The organism is Hydrogenophaga sp. (assembly GCF_048549895.1).
In the GTDB taxonomy this organism is placed as follows: domain Bacteria; phylum Pseudomonadota; class Gammaproteobacteria; order Burkholderiales; family Burkholderiaceae_C; genus Hydrogenophaga.
On the sequence record NZ_JBLYYB010000199.1, the window covers coordinates 1 to 20,244 of the forward strand.

Here is a 20,244-nt window from a genome sequence, read left to right on the forward strand (position 1 = left end):
GCCTGCTGTTCGCAGCTGTCACCACCGGTCAGGAACTGATCGACCAAGCTAAGGCCACCAAGCTGATCAACGACGTCAAGTCGGTCGAGATGCGTGTTCAGCAGTTTGCCCAACTCAAGGGCCGCATGCCCGGCGACTGCGATGCCGACGGCGTCATCGATTACGCCGCTGACGGTAACGTTGCTTCCAATAGCAATCGTGCAGACACAGCAAACAATGAACGTGCCAACCAATACTCTTACTCGGTGCTGCAACCCGTGATTCCAGCAGACAGCGCAGAGGCAACCTTAGAAACCAATGCTTGTGCATTGGTTGGTGATGGCACTGCCTCTACGGGCGCCTTGACTGTCGCCACAAGCGACAGCAATGCCAACGTCTGGTTGAACGACCTGAAGGTCGCTGGGGTAGTGAGCGACAGTGCACCAAACCGCACTCTGGCCAAGATGGTCAATGAAGACTTTCTCTTCGTCGGCAACGTCGAAGACAACGGAACTGAATCAGCTACCGGAGCGGTCTACAACGCCATCGTGATCCACGATGTGCCGCAGTGGATGGCCCGCCGTTTGTCTACCGCTTTCAATGGTCAGGATGCGCGTGCAGATCGTTCACGCGTTCGCTTGCTCGCACGCGACAGCGCAGCCAACGCAGGCGATTACTCACCACTTTGGCAAACCCTTCAGGTAGGCGCCACCACTTCAAGCGCGACAGTCGCCACTCGCGACAGCATGGTCACCGTGGTCTATTTCTTTGACCGCGTGCCGGAATCCCAGCAACAAGGCATTTAACTGTCGAGCAAGACAGCTGTTGCTATCTGTCCTGCCAGGTCAGTGCGACAGCTGTTGGGTGTGGGCACCCCGACGGCGCCCACACCCAACAGTTAAATCTACAACCGGCACCTCCTTGATCCCCGTCTCCACCGCCACAGTCTTTCAGGTGCCCTTGCCAATTGACTGTCATTCCCTTTAGATCCCTCGCTCATGAAAAACCTGCTGGTCGCCATGTCGCGTGCTGACACTCTGTACGGCACCCATCCAGTGCGGTTCGCCGTTGTGCATGGACGCGAGGTACTGCAACTGGGCAGCGGCGCAGCCGACGAGCTGGGCAACCAGGCCGGGGGCTCAGTCCGCATGAGCCTGGATTCGCCCGCCAACGTGAGCGAGCGTCTGCGGGTGAGGGCTTTGTCACGCCGCTTTGTGCCGGTGCTGGTGCAACGCCACCTCACCGACAACGGCACTTTCACCGAGCGTTTCCGCTCTCGCTGCCGGGTAGCATGGCTGCGCCAAGGCGAGGCCGAAGTGGATGTCCACGCCATGCTCGAGGACGACGCCGAGCTGGCGCACAACCTGCTGCCCGGCTCCACGCGACCGCTCACCCACCTGATCACCGCAGACGCTGCCGTCGCCAACTTGGTGCGTGCAGCCACTGCCGAGCCGGTGCTGGTGCACTGGTGGCATCAAGGCTCACTGCGCTCGCTAGGTGTGCGCGGGGGCAGCGTGGCTTGGCAGCGGGTACAACCTGTAGGCGACGCTGCCGACAAGACCGACGAAGGCGTGTGGAAACCGCTGCTGGACAGCGCCAGCGCCAATGCACCGGCAGAGTTCAACGGACCGCACTGCCTGGTGATCCGGCTGGGCCGTGGCCCCTGGGCGGCCAAGGGCGACTGGGCCAGCAACGGTTCGCGCGAACTCGTGCAGCGCATCGCCGGATTGTTCAAGGGCACCGAGCCCGCACAAATCCTGCTGCAGCCCGACCTGTTTGGTCTCGCGTTTGCCGACAGGCACCAAAGCCTGATCGTAAACGGCCATCGCCAGCGGGTGATCGCCTGGCAGGCGGCACCGGTGGCAGCGGCCATTGCCGGTCTGGTGGGTGCGGTGTTACTCGGCACGGGCATCTGGTGGCACGCGCAGGCCGAGCAGCGCGCCGCCGCGCAGCAGCTGGGTGTTCAGGACATCGTTGCACAAATCAAAGCACAAGACGCGCAGCGCCCGCCGGCCGGGGCCGTTGCGGCGCTACGTTCGGCTGCGTGGCGTGAAACCGCGCTCGGGGTCAACCTGCGGGCAGACCATTTTCTGGACGAGCTGCTGGCCCAGGTGCCGCCCGACGCTCAAGTGCTGCAGATCAAGATTCGCCGCGACGATATCGGTAATGAGCGCATGGGCCTTAGCGATGGCCAGCCTAGTGCTTCCACCAAAACGGCGCGGGCCAGAGCCAAGCGCGAGCCAGTGACCCAGCAGGCCGACGCTGCAGCAGCCAACGACCTTCAGCCTACCTCAGAGTTGGTCAATTTCACCCCGGGAGCGCCAGTGCGGCGGATGCCGCAAGCAGGTGAACCTACCTTTGCGGTGGACCTTAAGATTTCGCTGGCCGGCGGGTACTCGGGCGCCAAGCTAAAGGCTGAACACATGGCTGAGCAGCTCTCGCGCCTGGGCCGCCTATCAGACACACGTCTCGTGTTTCAGGACCAGGGGCCACAAGCCCCGGGCGCCAACCTGCAAACCCGCTTGACCATTGCCGCCGGGGCGTTCTGAAAATGACCCGCAACCCGCAGGTGCCGCAGCCACCGCAGAGCGACGAAGCCTTGTTGACCCAGCTGGGCACGGCCGGCGCACTCACGCGGCAGCAGGCCGACTATGTGCGCCGCGTCACGCGTTCGCTCGGCCAGCCTGCCACCGAAGTGCTGCGTCTGTTGCGCATGGTGACCGACACCGACATTGCCAAAGCAATGGCCGTCGTGCACGGTCTGCCCGGCTGGTGGCCTGATGCCACACAGGTTGACTCGGCCGCGCTGGCACAACTGCCCTTCAGCTTTGCGCGCCAGCACCACATGCTGCCAGTGCGCACCACTGAGGGCGTGCTGCACATCGCCACCGACGAGCCGGGCAACCTCGAAGCGCAGCAACGCCTGCGCCGCCATGTACAGGGTGAGGTTCGCTGGATAGTGTCGCCCCGTTCGGCCTTGGCCTCCACCATTGAAATGGCCTACCGGGCGGCCAGCCACCCGAGTGCTGAAGAACTCGAACGGGAACTGGCCCGCGTGGGCGGCGACCTTGACGGTGGGCGACTGGTACGCCTAACGTTGGCCGACGGCGTGGAACGCGGCGCCAGCGACGTGCACTTCACGCCCTCGGGCTTTGCGCTGCTGGTGTCGTTCCGCATAGACGGCGTGCTGCAACTCCAGCATGTGCTGCCCGCGGCGCTGCATGTGCGGGTGGCCTCCGCCATCAAGATCGAAGCGGGCATGGACATTGGTGAATCGCGCCGCCCTCAGGACGGCAGCTACAGCCTCACTGTGGCCGGGCAGCCTTTTGACCTGCGGGTCTCGACCATGCCAACCACCCACGGCGAGAACCTGGTGGTGCGCGTCTTATCGATGCGCGGCGACGTGTTACCACTGGACCAGTGCGGTTTCTGGCCCGAGCAGGTGGCGCAGATCGAACAACTCATGCGCGCGCCCGACGGCCTGGTGCTGGCCACCGGACCCACCGGCAGCGGCAAGACCACCACGCTCTATGCCGGTCTGCGCATGATCAACGCGCTCGAACGCAACATCATGACGGTGGAAGACCCGGTGGAGTACCACGTGCCGCTGGTGCGGCAAGTGCGCTTGAACGACCGCGCGGGCATGAGCTTCGCCAGTGCCGTCAAGGGCTTCCTGAGGCAGGACCCCGACGTGATGCTCGTGGGCGAGGTGCGGGATGCGGAAACCGCGTCCATGGCCATCCGCGCGGCGCAGACCGGCCACCTCGTGCCGGCCAGCCTGCACACCAACGACGCGGTGGGCGCCATCAGCCGCATGCGCGACCTGGAAGTACCCGACTACCTGCTGTCGGCCAGTTTGCGCGGCGTGATCGCTCAGCGCCTGGTTCGAAAGCTGTGCACGGCCTGCCGCCAGCCCATCGAAGGCACCCGCTTTCGTTCGGTGGGCTGTACACGCTGCAGCAACACCGGCTACCGCTCGCGGCTGGCAGTTGGCGAGGTGCTTTTGATCGACGACGAAGTGCGCACACTGATCGATCAGAAGGCTGGCGAGTCTGCCATCCGCCGCAATGTGGTGGCGCGTGGCTTCAAACCCATGCGCGCCTGGGCCCAGCGCTTGGTGGACGCGGGCGTGACCGACAGCGCCGAGCTCGACCGCGTGTTTGGCGGAGCACTGGCATGAGGCTGTATTGGTACCGGGCCATAACCGCCGAGGGCGCACTGGTGCGCGGCTCGGGCGAACACGTCGACGAGGTGGAACTGATGGACGCACTGGCCGCCCAGGGCCTGCAGCCCTACCGCGTCTGGTCGCTGCCGGGCTGGCTCAACGGTGTGTGGGCCCGCCCACTGGGTGCGGCTGCCGTGTCCGAGTTCTGCCACCTGATTGGGCAGCATGTGCGCGCCGGTGCCGACCTGCGCATGGCACTGGGTGAGGCGGCGCAAGGTGCCTCCACCGCCCGGCTGCGCATGCTCTGCTCGCGCCTGAAACGCTCGCTGGAGCGCGGCGACACGTTGGCCAGTGCCATGGAGTCGACCCGGGCATTCCCAGTGATGGTTCGCCACCTCGTCACTGTGGGCGAAGAAACCGGCAGGCTGGGTGCCATTCTGGGCAACGCGGCGGCGCAGTACGAGCAGGCGCGTGTGATGCGTTCGGCCATCGCGCGTTCCACCCTGTACCCGGCCATCGTGCTGGTGGTGCTGCTGCTGAGCTGCGTGTTCTGGATGCTGTTTGTGATCCCCAAGATGATGGTGTTATTTGAATCCCTGCGCGTGGAACTGCCAACTGCTACGCTCCGGGTGATTGCGGCCACCGAATGGCTCAAGCGCCATGGCCTGTGGCTGCCGCTGGTCTGTGCGCCGGTGCTGGTGCTGGTGCCGCTGCTGTGGCGCCACCCGGTCTTTGCACCAGCCATCCACGCCGTGGTGTGGTGGGCGCCCGGCATCAAGGGGCTGGAACGTTCGCGGGTGTACCACGCGTTCTTCAGCAATCTCGGCACCATGCAGTCCGCCGGCTTGACGCTCACGCGCTGCCTGACGGTGCTGCTGCAGCAACCGCTCAATCAGCATTTCGGCCGCCGGCTCACGCGCATGGGCGCGAGCACGCGGCGCGGCCTGGCCCTGTCGGACGGCCTGGCTCAAAGCGGGGTGTTCGAGCGCTTTGCCCTGAGCATGGTTCGCCTGGGCGAAACCACAGGTACCCTGGACCAACAAAGCATGCGGCTGAGTGAACACTACGCAGTGCGCCTCAAGCAGCAGATTGAAACCGGATCGCGCCTCTTCGAGCCACTGATGCTCCTGGTTCTGGCCGCATTTTTGTTGCTCATCGGCGTGACCTTGCTGGGGCCGGTGTACGAACTCGCCGCGCGTGCCTCCGCGGGGATCAAGCTGTGAGCGCACGCACCACAATGCGCCAGCGCGGTTTCATGATGATGGAGTTGGCCATCGGGCTGGTGCTGGTTGGCGCCCTGGTGGCACTGCTCATACCGCTGCTCGCTATGCAACGCGACAGCGACGCCGATCGAAAGGATGTGCTGGCCATGGAGCAGGCACGCGCCGCGCTGCTGGGCCAGGCTGTGGCGGGTGGGGGACTGCCTGCGCCGATCCAGTTTGCAGAAAGCTCCATTGGCGCCGAAAACGCCAGCAGCCATCTATTGCTCACGAGTTTGCTCACGGCGATGCCACTGGGCTGGGCTGGGGCCCTGCCGGGACAAGCGTTGGGTGTGCCCCACGTTTCTTCGTTGCAAACCGCCTACTGGTACGACGTGCAACCCGCGCTGCGAGCGGACGCGGCCACCGCGTTCCTTCCAAAAGTGACGGGAACCGGCAGCAGCGCAATGTTCTTTTCCATCATCGACCAGTTCGATCCTGACGTGAACACCCAGATGTCCACCGGGGGCTACAAAAGTCAGCTCTGTCGCAGCCTTAACTCTCTCCAAGCCATTGAGCAAGCCATCCGGGTGGAAGCGGTGACGCAGGTACCGCCTGAGACGACCGGGAGCAACTACTCGCGCGACTACCTCAACGTGACCCTGCCCCGCGTGTGGGGCGCCGGCTTTGAAAGCAAGTTCACGTGGGAGAGTGCGCTGGGGTATGCGAGTGTGGCCCTGCCGACAGGCCGAGATTCTTTGACCAACGTGGTGTTCGAGAACTCCGCAGCCGCTGCCTTTGTGATCGTGCGCAGACAGCCGCCCGCACTGCGCCGCCTCGATCGTCAGAACGCGGTGTATTGGCAGGCAGGCCTGAGCGGCCTGGACAAAGCCCTGATCGACCGTGACGACGAGGCCTACCCGCCCTCAGTGATATCGGGCGACAGAGGTTTTCGGGTGTACGAGAACTCCAGCACATCGACCACCGACAACCCCACATCCGACAGCGCCGACTACGCCGGCCTGGTGAGGTCTGTGTCACTGGGAGAGTTTGCCCAGTCGCTGCGCGGTGCCGGCCTGTGCACCAAACCCGCGGAGGCATGCAAAGCCAACCAGCTTTTTGTACGATTCACCAACACCGTGCGTTCGGTACCTCAGGACGCCAGCGCAGCTGCGGGTCTTGCCATGCGGTGGTCACTGGTTGACCTGGGCGGTACGACCACTTACCAGACGGGTGATGTTGCGCAAGGAGCGGCCACAGATGGCGTGTGCATGGACGCCTTTGGCACCGACACGGCCGCCACTGCGCCATCGCGGTATTTGCGCTTGTCGTTCATCAGTCCAGCCGGCACGGTGGGCTACACCTCGGGCAACAGCTGGTTCCGCGGAGGACTGTTGGTCGATCCCGACAGCACGCAGCTGAGCGCCGATGCAGGTGTCAGCCGCTGGCGCCCGTTGACAGCCCTGTCTGCAGCCGAAGCCGGAAAGACGGTGACGATTTCATGCACGGGATCCCATGCTGTGACCTCAGCAACGGGAGAACTCGCTCTCGGTGGCGCCCTGCCCACCTGCTCGGTCACCCAGCTTCCTTGAACGGACAACCTCATGGCCCTCTCTTTTCACGCTCGAACCATTGCCTGGCTCGGACTCGCCTCCGTGCTGCTGGGTTCTGGCTTGTACATGGTCAACACCGGCCATTCGGCGCTTGCACGCGTTGAAGCCCAAGAGCGCGAACTGGCATTGGCCAGCCGGGCCCTGGGCCAGAACCGCCAGCACGCAGAGGCGTATGCGCAACTCATCGAACGCATTGGCTGGCGCCCGGGGCAAGACCTGCGCCACGAGGTGATCAACACAACGGCCACCATCGCTGATCATGAAAGCGACCGCCTCAACGAGATCCTGAAGGCCAACCACGTGGGCAAGGGCCATTTTTTTCTGCGCAGCTTGAGCATCGACGCGGTGGCCGGCGGGCCGCAGGGCAAGCCCGCCGTCAAGGTGACGATGCAGGGCGACAACATCCTGGTACTGGACCGTCCATGAAACCGTTTCTGCCCTTTTTGTTGATCCCGGCGGTAGCCATGGTTGGCTGGGGACTGGCCGCCTACACGCCCGATGGCGCCATGGTGGCAGTGCCCAAGATCTCCGCGATGGAAGCACCGCCGTCGCTGGGTCAGTCGGCGGCCGCGCCGAAGACCGACGGCCCGGTGCGGGTGCGCATGCACGCCCTGTTGCCGCCACCCGTAGTGCCACCCAGGCCCGAAGAACTCGCACAGCGTCAGCCCGTCCCCGAGGTCGCAGCGATCCTGATCCATGGTCCCCGCCGGGTGGCCCAGATCGACGGTGTGGCGATGGCCATTGGCGAATCTCGCGGAACCTACCGCATTACTGCCATCGAGCCCGATCGGGTTCTCTTTGTGCAGACCGACCTGGGCCGCACACGATGGGTGCCAGTGACCGATCGATGAACAGAAGTAGAACGATGAAATCCCTCTCGCATTTCCACATGCCGGCGCTGCGCGCGCTGCCCCTGCTGGTCGCTTCGGTCTGGTTGTCTGCGTGCGCGCCACTTCAAAAGCCACTGCTGGGGTCCGAGGCCATTCCGCCCACAGCTTATGGCCCAGTGAACCAGAAACTCAAGGAGGCCCAGGCAGCGATGCCCCCAGCCCCCGCCCAACTGCCGCCGGAACAGCGACTTCCAACCTTCGATGTCAACGGCGACAAGGGTACCGGGCAACCCGCGCTGTACTCCTTCAAAGCGCGTGATCTGCCGCTGCGCGATGCACTGGGTCTGCTGGCCAAAGCCCACGGTCTGAACATCGTGGCCGACCCCGACATCACCGGCACAGTGACCGTGGATTTCCAGGATGTACCGCTTTCAAAGGCGTTTGACATCCTGCTCTCCAGCATGGGTTATTCGTGGGACGAGGAGCAGGGCATCATCCGCGTACGCGCCTCGATCACACGCACCTTCGAGGTGGACTACATCCGCTCGGGCCGTTCGGCCAGCACCACAGGCGGCGGAGCGTCTGCCGGCGCGAATGCGGGCGCCTTCTGGGGCGAGTTCGAGAGCCAGATCCGTTCGCTGCTTTCACCCAAGGGCCGCCTCACCGTCAACCGGCTCACCGGTTCGGTGATGCTGAGCGACCTACCCTCCAAGGTGGCCGACGCATCACGATTCATCGAACTGATGCGCGACGGCATGTATCGCCAGATCGACATCGAAGTTCGCATCGTGGAGGTCACGCTGCGCGACCAATTTGCGCTCGGTCTGGACTGGAGTCGCTTCAGCATCAACCCCCTGCGCGGTGTTCTGGGTGTCAACACCCTCATCAACGCGCCCCAGGCCACCACGCGGCTTCCCAGTACTGTGACAGCCAACTTCAGCGGCGACCGTTATGGCGCGCTGATTGAAGCGCTGCGCGAACAAGGTGACGTGCGCATGGTGTCGCAGCCTCGAATCCGGATTTTGAACAACCAGACGGCGGCCGTGAAGGTCGGCACCGACGAAACTTTCTTCAGCCGATCGACCAATCGCATCATCCAGGGCGGCGGCAATGTGCTGGACACCGTCAATGAGCAGGCGCGCAGTGTCAATCTGGGTGTGACCCTCACGGTGACCCCACAAATTTCTGCTGATGGCTGGGCCATGCTCAACATCGCACCGACCGTCACACGCCTGGTGGGCACCGTCACATCCCCTTCGGGTGAGAGCAGTGCACCGGTGCTGGACATCAGTGAGGCCACCACCATGGTTCGGGTGCGCAGCGGCGAACTCGTCATGCTGGGCGGCCTGATTCAAGAGGAAACCAGCGACACGAACCGTCGGGTGCCGGGGCTGGGCGATCTGCCGATCCTGGGCAATGCATTCAAGAGCACCTATCAAGCAGGCAAGCGCAAGGAGTTGGTGATTTTTCTCGCACCTACTGTGCAGCCCGGCCAGTAACGCCTGGGAGACCAACCGTGCAAACCACACTGGCTGCCTGCTACGAGGCGCTGGGCTTCGAGAACGTGCCGTTTTCGATTACCCCGGACACCGCCTTGTTTTATCCGGGCGGGCAACACGTCAGCGCCTACAACCAGCTCTACCATGCGTGCATGAACGGCACGATGTCGGTCCTCTCGGGAGAGATCGGCCTGGGCAAGACTCTTATCGTGCGCTGTGTGATCCGCAGCTTGCCGGCTCAGGTGAGGGTGGCCTACCTGTTCAACCCGCTGATGGGGTTTGTGGATCTGTTGCGCGAAATCCTTTCCGAGTTTGGCGGCGAGCCACCGGCACCCCAGGCGGGTCTTGCGGTTCTGCACAAGGCGCTGGTCAATATGGTGCTGGCGGGAGCGGGCCGGGGCGAGCGCTTCGTCGTGATCGTCGACGAGGCCCACCGACTCAACAGCGAGGCGCTCGAAGTGCTGCGCCTGCTCTCCAACCTGGAAACCGAGCGCGCCAAGCTCATCAGCCTGGTGCTGGTGGGCCAGCCCGAGCTGGACACCACGCTCAACCTGCGGGCCATGCGGCCATTGCGTGAGCGCATTGGTGTGTGGCTGCGGCTCGATCCGCTAAGCCCACAGGAATGTGCCGCCTACGTGCGACACCGCTTGGCGCGCACCCACCGCGACGGCAGTTTTCAATTCACGGCGGCTGCGCTGTGGTGGCTGCAGCGGCAGACGCGCGGCGTGCCGCGGCGCATCAACCTCGCCTGCGAGCGTGCGGTGCTGCTGGCGTACACCCGGCGCCTGCGCAGCGTGAACTGGGACATGGCGCGAATGGCCTGCAAAGAATTTTCAAAGGTGTGGCGATGAGCGCTATTGAACAGGCGCTGCGCCAGATTGATCAGCAACGCGAGCGTCAGGCATCTGATGGCAAGACAAGTTCAGCGCTGCCGCAGCCATCCGAAATGGGTTTGCTGACGGCCAACGAACCTGCACCTACAAGCGGCCGCTGGGGATGGTTGGCCGCTGTGCTCGCGGTGTTGGTCGCTGTGGTTGCCGCGGTGGCCTGGTCCGGTCTGTCTGGGCGCGGCGCCAGCGCATCAGCCAGCGCCGGCGCGGCATCAATTGCGCAAACAGCTATGTCGATCAGCCTGGCACAGCCGGTTTCACTGCCGGCCTTCCAGCCTGACACCAGCCTTCCGGCGCCGATGCCTGTGATGAATGTTGGAGCACCTCGCGAGTTATGGCAGGTGCAGGCTTCCCAGGCTTGGGAGAGCGGCGCATGGGACCTTGCATCGAGGCTATGGGAGGATGGTCTGCGACGCACCTTGCCCTCCACGCTGGCGCTGCAGATCGCCGACCTCCAGACGCGAGAGCAGGCGCAGCAGCTGCACCAGATCTGGACGCCGCACTGGCCGGTGGTAATGCTGGCGCAGCCTTCGGCGGCGGGGCCGCGCTGGATGGTGCTCGCCCTGCCCCAGGCAGAGGACGTGGATGCTGCACAGCGCCACCTTTCCAACACGTTGGGGCACGCGATCCCTTGGGCGAGCGTGGTGCAGTGGGTGGCCAAAGCAGAGGTGGGCCAGACTCTGACGCCATCCACGTCAACACCGGCATACATACCGACAGCGGTATCGACAAAGACAGCTGACGCCACGGTGATCACCGCGGCACCGGCGGCCCCCGTGATCAAGGAGACCAGGACCGAGAAACCGCTACCCGCGGCCACTGCAGCGACCCCAGCCGCAGCGGCAACACCCTTGACCTCAACGATCACCGCTGCAGCACCTCAGGCGCCCGTGGAGCCGCCCCAAGTGAGCCGCTCGGGGGGCGGCGCAGCACCCGACGACCAGACACGTGCGGTGCTGGCCACCAAGGCCATCGACGTGGATTTTTCCTCGGTGGAGCAGATGTTGGCGAAGGCAGATTTCGAAAAGGCTCTGGGTGCGACAGAGCAGCTGGAGGCTTACATCGGTCCGAACTGGCGAACGCGTTACCTAGCAGGTGTGGCGCTGTCCGGACTCGGTCGATGGAACGACGCCTTGGCTGCATTGGCGAACGCGCGCCAGAAGAACCCTGGGCACGCGCGGGTGGTGCTCTACCTCGCTGTCGCCCAGCAGGAAACCGGGGACCATGCCAGCGCCATCGACACCCTGCTCAAGGCGACGGCAGCGCACCCTGAGGTGCCCGAACTCTGGCTCAACCAGGGCCATTCGCTACAGGCGCAGGGGCGCTTCAGCGAGGCATCGCAGGCTTATCGCCGCTTTCTGGACCTCAGCGCCGCCCGAGCCGATCTGAGCCAGCAACGCAGCTGGGTGAGCCAGCGTCTACAAAAGGAAAGCTGATGCTCACCCGTCACCCCAGTGGATGGGCTGCGCGCCGCGCCACACGCGCAACCAGACTACAAACCCAAAGGGGTTTCTCACTGATTGAGATCGCCCTGGCCCTGGCCGTCATGGGAGTGCTGATCGGCATGACACTGAAATCGCAGGAGCTGCTGGAGCAATACCGCCAGAGCCAGTTTGTGACGAAGGTGCAGACACTGGTGGCCAATGCCCGTGCCCACCGCAGCACCCTGGGCCGATGGCCAGGCGACTGCAACCGTGACGGTCTGGTGGATTACAGCTTCACCACCACTGTCCCGCTACGCACGGGTGATGCACTGGATTACGCCATTCCCATCGAGCTGGAAGTGGCCGAATCGTCGGGCGCCACCTATGCCCTGGGCGATGTATGCCCACCCACCACGCTGCAGCCTTTCAGGCAGATCAACGTGCCGTTCAACGAACTCAAGCGGGCATCACTCACCCTCCCCGGTGAACCCAACCGCAAGTCAGCCAGCCACGGCCTCGATGGATTTGCCTATCTGGGCACCTTCGAAACTGCTGCTTCCGTCACCCGACTTGAGCAGCAGTTCAACGCGTTGGTGCTCACCGACGTTTCCATTCAAGCTGCACGACGCCTGGCCGTCACCATCGACGGGCACGACGGGAGCGCCGCCGATACAGGCCGGGTGCGGCGCACCGAAGACCTGCAGACGTTTGAAGCGTTGTGGACGGCCAGCGATGAAACCGATCTGGCCCGCATCACGGTGGTCGTCTTCTTCGATCGCATTCCTCCTTGACAGTGAACTCTCGACTCCATGCATTTTCAGGTTGCACCTTCTGTCCGTTTGGCAGCGCCAACGCGGCATCACCTGCCAGCCCAACGAGCGCGTGCGCGCTCTGAAACACGCAGACTCCTGAGCGTCGGCCTGGCTTGCGCGTTGGCCTGTACGCTCGCGCTGCCGGAAGCGCGCGCGCAAAGCCAGCCAAATCCTGCGCTGGTCATGCAGGAACAGTTGCGGCGCATTGAAAGCGGGGCTTCAACACTGACAGCACCGCCCCAGGCTGAACTGCCGGCCGCAACACGTTCGCAGGCGCCCGAGGGGGCGAGTACCGCGCGCATTCAAGAGATCCAGTTCTCACGCTCCGAGCTGCTGAATGCCGACGAACTTCGAGTATTGGCGCAACCCTATGTGGGTCGCGCTCTCACCACCACCGACCTGCAGCAATTGCTTGATGCAATCGCGACGCTCTACCAATCCAGAAACGTCCTGACCGCAGTGGGCGTGTTGCCTCAGCAAGACCTGCAGAGCGGCTTGTTGCGCGTGCTGCTGGTGGAAGGTCGTCTGGGCGAAGTGAACGTGAAGGCTGAAGCGCCCCTTGCCCCGGATTGGATCAAAGCCTGGTTCACCCTGCCCACCGGCCAGGTTATCGGCAGCGAGCCTCTGCGAAAGCGGCTGGTGCTGTTCAACCTCGCCAGCGACCACCAAGCCCAAGCCCAGTTTGTGCCTGGCGTGCGGTTTGGAGTGAGTGATCTGGCGGTGGAGGTGGTGGAACAAGCGCCGCTGCAAACCTGGGCCATGGTCGATACCTACCCGGGACAGGCCAAGACTAAGCATTCCATGGCACTGGGTCTGCGACTGGCACCAGTGACCTCGCGGGGTGGGCGACTTGACGCTGCAGTGCTGGGCAACGCAGACGGGCGTACCCTCACCGGGTCATTCTCCATGCCAATTGGAGTGCAGGGCTGGCGTGCCGGGATCAACGCGGCAGTGTCTCGTTCGGACATTCGCGTGCAGTCAGTGAATAACCAGCCCGACCTACTGCTTCAAGGATCGTCGGAAAGCGTTGGAGCCGAGCTGGAACGCACTTGGGTGCTCGCTGCGCCGTGGCTCCTCACCAGTTCGGTGTCGCTGGGCTCGCTGCGCTCCAAGACCGACCTGGATGGCGTCACACTTGTGGAGAACGAACTCGACAAACTGGCGGTGTCGGTGCGCCTGAGTCATGAAACGGCGACCAGCAAGGCTCAGTTGCGCATCAGCCTCGTCACGGCACGCAGACCGGGGGCAAGCCACGGGTACCTCGACATGAGCGGTCAGTGGCGCCAAGCCATCGATACGCGGGGGCTGTGGCAATTTCGCGCGGTGGGGATATTGCGCACGAACGAGCGCGGCCTGCCGGGCAGCAGCGACGCCTTCTCGCTCGGCGGACAGGAGTCATTGCGCGGGTTCGACGCCAACACGGTGATGGGCTCCTCTGGCCATGGCCTGCAACTCGAATTCCGGAGGCAGCTGCTCAACACGGGAACCCGCCGGCTGGAAGGCATGGTCTTCTTGGATACCGGGCGCGCGCGCGAAGCAGGCATGTCCAAGGCAGCAGCTGCGGTGGGCGTGGGAATTCAGGCGCAGTTGAGCGAGGTCATTGGGGTGGATGTCACTCTCAGCCGCCAAATGGAGGGTCTGCAGGGAGATCGCAACCGCGTCAACCTGAGGCTTGTGGGCGCTTGGTAACCACATGAACCCGCGGCTGGGTGCAACGGGCGCGGGTAGCTAAGCTCACCACTAATTCACGAAGTCCTCCATTTTTGTCATTTTAGATATTTACTTATCAGTTCAATCATCTATCATTGATTTCAGACCCATTTTGGGACTGCCGAGTGAAGGGGTTGGTTGGCAACGACTCAGACTCCACCGCCCGGTTCAACGATCAGATCGAGAGCACTGCGATGGACCATGGCATTCAGGCGCTTCCACCCACCATCCCGATGGGCCTGCACGGCGCATTGCCCGCCGCTGCGAGACGACCCGGTGTACCGCGGCACCTCGCACTCGTGCTGCAGGGCCATCGCCACTGGGCACTGAGCTCCAACCTGCCCTACACCGACGTGGTGGGCGCAGGTGCCGGGCGTTTGCTGGAACTCATTGACTTCTGCGCCACCCGCGCATTGGACACACTCACGGTGCATCTTTTTTCCGATGACCTGTGCCGCTTGCCCCCGGGAAACAACACAGAACTGGTGCGTACCGGAATGCGCTACATCACCGCAGGTGCACACAACATGCACAGGAACGATGTGTGCCTGACGATTCAAGGCCCGCTGAGTGCATTGGACAGCCTCACCCGTGCCCTGCTGCAGGATGTGGCCAAACGAACCCGCTTGAACACGGGTATGCAACTCAGGGTGGTCATCGACAGTCCCTGGTTCGGCGGACGCCAGCTGGCATCCGCCCAGGAAGAAACGAGCAACGAGCTCACGTCCCAGCGCGCGATCGAACCATTCGGTCCAGATGAACCCGACTTCGTGATCCGCACTGGTGGTCCGTTGCCCGTGCACCGCGCGACGCTTTGGGACACAAGCAGAACTGCTCTGTACTTCACTGATACGCCTTGGCCTATGTTTGATGCACGCAGCCTGGGGGCGGCACTGACCTGGTTTGGCGATCGCAACAGGGGGGTGGGCATCCAACTGAGCAACTCGGACAACCCCACTCTGCAGTAAACCCACCCATGAAAAAGATCCGCAAAGTCTACGTCGCTGGACCAGCCAACGCAGCACGCAGCGCCATGGTGCGCCGTCTCAAGGCCAACGGCCTGTCGGACGATCAAATCGACACCTGGGAGGAAGACGAGCTCCCCATCCTTGACCAGACGGCGCTCAGGTCATACCTTCGGAAATCAAATCCAGATCAGATCTACATCACAACAGGGCCTTGGGGCAACGCTTTGGACCGCCGCCAGCGCAGCGGCACTTACATGGCAGAAGCGATGCTGGGGCCGGTGCAGCTGATTCACGAAGCGATGTATGCAGGCGTCAAAAAACTGCTGTTTGTTGCCTCGCATCAGGTTTACGGAAACTGCCCTGTGCTGCCGATCGCAGAGGAAGATCTGGGCTTTGGTCGTCATGAGCAGCTGCGGGATGCCATCGCCCCGGCGCACATGGCAGGCATCCGCATGTGCGAGGGCTACACCCATGAGTTTCACGATGTTCTGGGTCTTCAGTATCGATCCGTTGTCGTGAGTAACCTGTACGGTCCGGAAGATCCAGCGGATGCGCACCGGGCCAGCGAGTTAGAGGCCCTGATGCGCCACATCCACCAGGCCAAGACCTTCAAACTGTCTTCGGTGAACATCCGCTCCAATGGTTTTCGGCGCGCCGACTGGCTTTATGTCGATGACATGGCCGAAGCTTGCATTCGGGTCATGGAAATGACTGAGTCCAAGCACCGGAACTTCACCAAGCTGAACCGCTCACACATCAATGTGGGCAGCGGCCGCACCCACACCACACTGGAGCTGGCAGAGGCAGTAGCCCGTGTGGTGGGCTACAAAGGTGGCCTGAAGGTAGAGAGCGGCATCGAGGACGACACCCAGGACTTCGTTCTCGACACACATCGGATACGCGGCACCGGTTGGGAGCCTGAAGTAGACCTGGAAACAGGCTTGGCGCACATGTACCGCGACTACCGGCAAAAAGCGCGAAAGCTCGCATCGGCATGAACATATTGCCCAGCCACTGCTCGCAGGCTCCTCAAACGCAGGAGGATGAATCTGACGCACTACCTTCAAAGGCTCCGATGTTCACCATCATCACGGCCTGCAGAAACCACGCCGCCACTATCGAAGAATGCGTCGAATCAGTGGCCAAGCAAACTCTGGAGAGTGTCGAGCACGTGGTTGTCGACAGCCACAGCATCGACAACTCCATCGAGCGAATTTATCCCAGCCGCGAGCGCCTCACCATTGTGTATGGCAGCGCCAGCGACACCCGTTTCCAAGCGTGGAACCGCGGCATCGGGCAGGCTACAGGTGACATCATCGGCTTTGTGAACGCAGACGCGGTGCTGGCTCACCCCGACGTTCTGAAACAGGTGGCCAAGGCATTTGAAGACCCATGGACATCAGCCGTCTACGGCGACATCCTGCGCGTTGAATCCCGCGATACGCGCCACGTAGTGCGGCACAACCGCCTCGGGCCGGTCACCGACCGAAAGCTCGCTCGAGGTTGGGTGCCCCCGACCACAGCCCTGTTCGTGCGCAAGTCCTGGTATAGACGTATCGACGGTTTTTCACCCCGCATGCGCATGACCGCGGACTACGCCGCATCACTGCGCCTGTTCTCCCACCCTTTCTTCAAAGCGGTTTACCTCGCGCAGCCTGTGGTCCGCCAACGGTTGACGACTCCGAGCTTGCGCCTGCTGCGTCGTGCGCTGATCGCGCCAAGGGAAGAGTTGAAGGCGCTGCGCTCCGCCCAGGTCGGTGGATGGCAGGCTCTGTTGTGGAACCGCATTTCGACCATCGAAGAGTGGTTGTGAAGAACTCTGCGCTTGACCACCATCCCTGAAGTTTCGAGTTGGAACACATGAAGGCCTATACAGTTCAAAGCGCAGAACGGATTCTTTTGGTGGGCGATCAGTCCGCAATCGGAGCAGCGCTGATCCAGCGCCTGCTTCATCTGGGACATCCCCGCAGTCACATTCAAGTCACCTCGACCACCTCCGCCAACTGGTCTGACAGCGAAGTGGTTCATGCTCTCATGCGTGAGATCCTGCCCGATCTGGTGTACGTGGTCGAAGCCAGCGATTGTCCGTTTGACACAGAAGCCAGCGCGATTTCCTCAACTGCGCTGATCTCCGCGGCCGCAGAGGCAGGCGTCGCAAATCTCATGTTCGTCGGAACAGTGGCACCGCTGGCAGGTCCCATCACTGCGATCCCAGGCGGAACCGTTTTCCCACATAACTGTGGAAATCACGCCGCGGCGCTTCAGCTCTGCAACCTGCTCGCATCTCAAGGAATGAACTACCGCAGCGTGATCACCTGCGAACCCTACGGACCTTGCCGCCCTCCCAAGGTTCCGACCAGTAAATCGCACGCAGCGGGTCTCATCGAAGACTTGCTTTCGCAGTTCACCACGGCTCTTGTGCGCGGCCTTCACCACGTAACGATTCAGGCCCATCCCCACGACCGGTTGGAGTTGATGTACCTCAGTGACATCGCCGAGGCCATTGTGCATGTGATGGATCTGCCCCAAGCCACACTATCGGCGACAACGCAGCAACGCTCGTTGCACATCGACATCGGTGCCGAACAGGTGGTCTGGATTCTTGAACTGATCAAGGCGGTTGCGGCTGCAGTGGGCTTTCGTGGAAGGTTCCAGCTGGACCCCACGCCGGTTGCCCGTTGCTCGCCCAGACTGGACCATCACACGCTGGCCAATCTTGGGTGGCGCCCCCTGATATCCCTGGAAACAGGCCTTGAGTTGAGCGCGATGGACTTCCGCTTGCGGCACCGGACTTTTCAGAGCACGGTGTGCGTTACCTGAGGATCAACTTGAAACACAGCAGCAAGCCGCGGTTGCGCAAGGACTTGATGGAAGGTTCGCTCACCCCCACCGTTCGAAGTTTTCGGCGCAACTGACTGAGGCGAACATTCATCGAGGCTTTGTGCCGGTCCTCCAGCGTGAGGTTCAAATGCAGGGCAACCTCCTCTCTCGTCAGGGTGTGCTCTGGTGCCTGTACCAAGGCAGCAAGCAGACTGACCTCAGGGTGCGTGAGCTGCGACTCCGCGCCAGACGACTTAACGGTCAGTGAAGCACGCTCCAGCCACCACTCGTTGACGGCCTGGACAGGAAAGAGCCGCGCTTGCAGTGATCGCACCACCGCCAGTAATTCCTCGGGCTCCACTGGCTTGACAAGATACACGTCAGCGCCACTGCGATATCCCTCGACTCGGTCCGGAATCTCGGATCGTGCTGTCACCATCACGATCCCGGCGCCCGGCTGAGCGTGGCGCAGCTGCTTCGCCAATTCGAGCCCGCTGGCTCCAGGCAGGTTCACGTCGACGATGTACAGCTTGGGATACACCGAGACTGGCGCGCTGAGCATCGCCTCGGCACCTTCCCAGCCAATGGCATGAAAGCCGCTCTCCTGCAGCATGTGCACCGTGGCTTCGCGCAAAAGATCGTGGTCCTCGACCACGAAAACAGTCAGTTGGGCAGCCACAGTTCAAACCTCACTCGTCTATTGGCCACAGAACATTCAACGCTACCCCCCAGCGCCTTGACGAAAACCTGGGTCAGGTACAGCCCCAATCCGGAGCCGGAATGCCGTCTCGCCAGAGGATTTCGGTAGTATTTCTCGAACACCTGCGCCAGATCGGGAGCACCAGCGGCTCCCTCTTCGTTTTCCACCCATAGACGCAAGCCCCGCTGGGGCGCCTCGGTGGTCTCCACACCAAGTTGCACCACGCTGCCCACCGGGCTATATTTCATGGCGTTGTCCAGCAAGTTGCCCATCACCATCTGAAACACCTGTGCGTCCGTGTGCCAATTCAAAAGAGCGGGGCATGTGACTTCGATGCGGTCAGGATCTGCGGTACGGGCCAGTGTTAACCTGACACACAGAGGCACATCAATCACTTGCAGTTGCAACGCCAGCGTGGGCTCGTGCGTGCGTACCGACTGAAGACAGCGTTCGATCACATGGTTCATATCGGCAAGCATCCGGTGCAGGGTGGCGTTGGCATTGGGCGGCGTGGTGCGGAGACTCACCAGCATCTTCATGGCCGCCAGCGGGGTTTTGAGCTCATGCGCCAGCATGGCCAGCAACTTCTGGTGTTCCTCCCGGTGCGCTCGCTCCCGAGAGGCATGCTCCTGCGCAATGGCCAGTTGTGTCACGGCGTGCGTGCGCTTGAGAATGTGGCGTTTGGTTCGTACATAGAGCACCGCCGCCATGAGCAGGCCCACCAGTAGCTGCTGCAGCATCACCGAGCTCAGCGGCATCGCAGTGGTTTCGAACAAGCCCAATGTTGGCACCACCGCCAGCGACATCAAGACGACGCGTACCGCGTAAGTGACAACCAGCACAGAGCGTGGCAGCAGGGGCTGCACGCCTTCGTCTTGCGCGCCTGATGGGGTGAGCGTCAACGCAATCAGCAGCCCTGCCACCGGCAGCAAGGCCAGGGTGAGGAATAGCAGATCCAGAGCGAGCTGAACCCGCGCCAGCACGAGGAGCATAAGACACGACAACACCGTCAAGATCGTCCGCATGAACAAGCGAGCCCAGCGAGGAAGGTTCAACTCGGAGAGAAAAACGTACTCAAACCAAACGCCTGTGAGCACGGCCAGGAACAACAGCACGTTGCCGATGTCGTTGATCCAAAGAACGGGTATCCAGCCATCCAGCGCGATGCGCAAGTAGCCCAGATAAGACAGACCAAACGCAAGAGCGGAGGCTTGGCGCATTAAAAAGGCGGACACCAGCCGGTCGGGCTCTACAAACCAGTTCAGGACCGCGAAACCGAGGAAAAGCAACATCGCGCCAAGGTACACACTGAAGACGAGCTGCTGTCTTGTCTCGACCTTCCAGAGACTCTCCAGGGTATGCAGATCAACGTGTACCCTGCGTGTGCTTTGGGTTTCGATGCGCAGCCACACATGGCGGGGCTCTTCCCCTCGCGGAATGCGAAAGGCAAAACTTAGAGACGGGTACTCCGACTCGCTCCAGGCGCGTTTATCGCCAGACAGGCGGGGACGCAGACTCGGGTCGAGGGGATCGAACAAAGCAACCTCATCGAGCAGTGTCGGCCACACCCGCAGTACCAGGGTTTCTTCGGGATCCCAAGCTCCACCGCCCTTGTCCGCCTGAGGATCGATCAAC

At 62.6% G+C, this 20,244-nt stretch carries 18 protein-coding genes; 16 read left to right on the plus strand and 2 right to left on the minus strand.

Annotation, left to right across the window (positions count from 1 at the left end):
* The 16 genes from ACN4F8_RS18625 to ACN4F8_RS18700 all read left to right on the plus strand — a co-directional run.
* Window positions 1–785 (plus strand): hypothetical protein (locus ACN4F8_RS18625; protein ID WP_419474942.1); only part of this gene is annotated, 785 nt, incomplete at its 5' end.
* A 192-nt stretch (window positions 786–977) separates the two neighbouring features.
* On the plus strand, window positions 978–2,528 hold the full coding sequence (locus ACN4F8_RS18630; protein ID WP_300653081.1) for a hypothetical protein: 1,551 nt from the start codon (window positions 978–980) through the stop codon (window positions 2,526–2,528).
* A gap of 2 nt (window positions 2,529–2,530) precedes the next feature.
* Window positions 2,531–4,159 carry a GspE/PulE family protein gene (locus ACN4F8_RS18635; RefSeq protein ID WP_419474943.1) on the plus strand — a complete coding sequence of 543 codons (1,629 nt, stop codon included), beginning with the start codon at window positions 2,531–2,533 and terminating at the stop codon, window positions 4,157–4,159.
* Window positions 4,156–5,367, plus strand: coding sequence for a type II secretion system F family protein (locus ACN4F8_RS18640; protein ID WP_300653087.1), 1,212 nt, complete (start codon window positions 4,156–4,158; stop codon window positions 5,365–5,367). Before ACN4F8_RS18635 ends, ACN4F8_RS18640 begins: the two co-directional genes overlap by 4 nt.
* Window positions 5,364–6,935 carry a hypothetical protein gene (locus ACN4F8_RS18645; RefSeq protein ID WP_300653089.1) on the plus strand — a complete coding sequence of 524 codons (1,572 nt, stop codon included), beginning with the start codon at window positions 5,364–5,366 and terminating at the stop codon, window positions 6,933–6,935. Before ACN4F8_RS18640 ends, ACN4F8_RS18645 begins: the two co-directional genes overlap by 4 nt.
* A gap of 12 nt (window positions 6,936–6,947) precedes the next feature.
* Window positions 6,948–7,382, plus strand: coding sequence for a hypothetical protein (locus ACN4F8_RS18650; RefSeq protein ID WP_419474944.1), 435 nt, complete (start codon window positions 6,948–6,950; stop codon window positions 7,380–7,382).
* Window positions 7,379–7,807 carry a hypothetical protein gene (locus tag ACN4F8_RS18655; protein ID WP_419474945.1) on the plus strand — a complete coding sequence of 143 codons (429 nt, stop codon included), beginning with the start codon at window positions 7,379–7,381 and terminating at the stop codon, window positions 7,805–7,807. The genes ACN4F8_RS18650 and ACN4F8_RS18655 overlap by 4 nt, the downstream gene beginning before the upstream one ends.
* A 14-nt stretch (window positions 7,808–7,821) precedes the next feature.
* Window positions 7,822–9,285 (plus strand): secretin and TonB N-terminal domain-containing protein, encoded by a 1,464-nt coding sequence (locus ACN4F8_RS18660; protein WP_419474946.1) that lies wholly within the window; start codon window positions 7,822–7,824, stop codon window positions 9,283–9,285.
* A 17-nt stretch (window positions 9,286–9,302) separates the two neighbouring features.
* On the plus strand, window positions 9,303–10,136 hold the full coding sequence (locus tag ACN4F8_RS18665) for an ExeA family protein (protein WP_419474947.1): 834 nt from the start codon (window positions 9,303–9,305) through the stop codon (window positions 10,134–10,136).
* Window positions 10,133–11,611: a tetratricopeptide repeat protein gene (locus ACN4F8_RS18670; protein ID WP_419474956.1), complete on the plus strand. Its 1,479-nt coding sequence runs from the start codon at window positions 10,133–10,135 to the stop codon at window positions 11,609–11,611. The genes ACN4F8_RS18665 and ACN4F8_RS18670 overlap by 4 nt, the downstream gene beginning before the upstream one ends.
* Window positions 11,611–12,390, plus strand: coding sequence for a type II secretion system protein (locus ACN4F8_RS18675; RefSeq protein WP_419474948.1), 780 nt, complete (start codon window positions 11,611–11,613; stop codon window positions 12,388–12,390). The genes ACN4F8_RS18670 and ACN4F8_RS18675 overlap by 1 nt, the downstream gene beginning before the upstream one ends.
* A 141-nt stretch (window positions 12,391–12,531) precedes the next feature.
* Window positions 12,532–14,100 (plus strand): ShlB/FhaC/HecB family hemolysin secretion/activation protein, encoded by a 1,569-nt coding sequence (locus ACN4F8_RS18680; RefSeq protein WP_419474949.1) that lies wholly within the window; start codon window positions 12,532–12,534, stop codon window positions 14,098–14,100.
* A gap of 320 nt (window positions 14,101–14,420) precedes the next feature.
* Window positions 14,421–15,089, plus strand: coding sequence for an undecaprenyl diphosphate synthase family protein (locus ACN4F8_RS18685; protein ID WP_419474950.1), 669 nt, complete (start codon window positions 14,421–14,423; stop codon window positions 15,087–15,089).
* An 8-nt stretch (window positions 15,090–15,097) separates the two neighbouring features.
* On the plus strand, window positions 15,098–16,087 hold the full coding sequence (locus ACN4F8_RS18690; protein ID WP_419474951.1) for an NAD-dependent epimerase/dehydratase family protein: 990 nt from the start codon (window positions 15,098–15,100) through the stop codon (window positions 16,085–16,087).
* 77 nt (window positions 16,088–16,164) lie between these two features.
* Window positions 16,165–16,902, plus strand: coding sequence for a glycosyltransferase (locus tag ACN4F8_RS18695; protein WP_419474952.1), 738 nt, complete (start codon window positions 16,165–16,167; stop codon window positions 16,900–16,902).
* A gap of 47 nt (window positions 16,903–16,949) precedes the next feature.
* Window positions 16,950–17,909 carry an NAD-dependent epimerase/dehydratase family protein gene (locus ACN4F8_RS18700; RefSeq protein WP_419474953.1) on the plus strand — a complete coding sequence of 320 codons (960 nt, stop codon included), beginning with the start codon at window positions 16,950–16,952 and terminating at the stop codon, window positions 17,907–17,909.
* On the opposite strand, the gene ACN4F8_RS18705 is transcribed toward ACN4F8_RS18700, so the two are convergent.
* The gene (locus ACN4F8_RS18705; protein ID WP_419474954.1) at window positions 17,902–18,588 is read right to left on the minus strand and encodes a response regulator transcription factor; all 687 of its coding nucleotides are present in this window, start codon (window positions 18,586–18,588) and stop codon (window positions 17,902–17,904) included. The genes ACN4F8_RS18700 and ACN4F8_RS18705 overlap by 8 nt on opposite strands.
* On the minus strand, window positions 18,573–20,244 hold a 1,672-nt coding region (locus ACN4F8_RS18710), incomplete at its 5' end, for an ATP-binding protein (RefSeq protein WP_419474955.1). The genes ACN4F8_RS18705 and ACN4F8_RS18710, both read right to left, overlap by 16 nt.

Bases quoted from the DNA above. Each gene is read 5' to 3' on its own strand.
- ACN4F8_RS18630 (WP_300653081.1), top strand. From the start codon at position 978: ATGAAAAACCTGCTGGTCGCCATGTCGCGTGCTGACACTCTGTACGGC.
- ACN4F8_RS18635 (WP_419474943.1), top strand. From the start codon at position 2,531: ATGACCCGCAACCCGCAGGTGCCGCAGCCACCGCAGAGCGACGAAGCC.
- ACN4F8_RS18640 (WP_300653087.1), top strand. From the start codon at position 4,156: ATGAGGCTGTATTGGTACCGGGCCATAACCGCCGAGGGCGCACTGGTG.
- ACN4F8_RS18650 (WP_419474944.1), top strand. From the start codon at position 6,948: ATGGCCCTCTCTTTTCACGCTCGAACCATTGCCTGGCTCGGACTCGCC.
- ACN4F8_RS18655 (WP_419474945.1), top strand. From the start codon at position 7,379: ATGAAACCGTTTCTGCCCTTTTTGTTGATCCCGGCGGTAGCCATGGTT.
- ACN4F8_RS18660 (WP_419474946.1), top strand. From the start codon at position 7,822: ATGAAATCCCTCTCGCATTTCCACATGCCGGCGCTGCGCGCGCTGCCC.
- ACN4F8_RS18670 (WP_419474956.1), top strand. From the start codon at position 10,133: ATGAGCGCTATTGAACAGGCGCTGCGCCAGATTGATCAGCAACGCGAG.
- ACN4F8_RS18675 (WP_419474948.1), top strand. From the start codon at position 11,611: ATGCTCACCCGTCACCCCAGTGGATGGGCTGCGCGCCGCGCCACACGC.
- ACN4F8_RS18690 (WP_419474951.1), top strand. From the start codon at position 15,098: ATGAAAAAGATCCGCAAAGTCTACGTCGCTGGACCAGCCAACGCAGCA.
- ACN4F8_RS18695 (WP_419474952.1), top strand. From the start codon at position 16,165: ATGTTCACCATCATCACGGCCTGCAGAAACCACGCCGCCACTATCGAA.
- ACN4F8_RS18700 (WP_419474953.1), top strand. From the start codon at position 16,950: ATGAAGGCCTATACAGTTCAAAGCGCAGAACGGATTCTTTTGGTGGGC.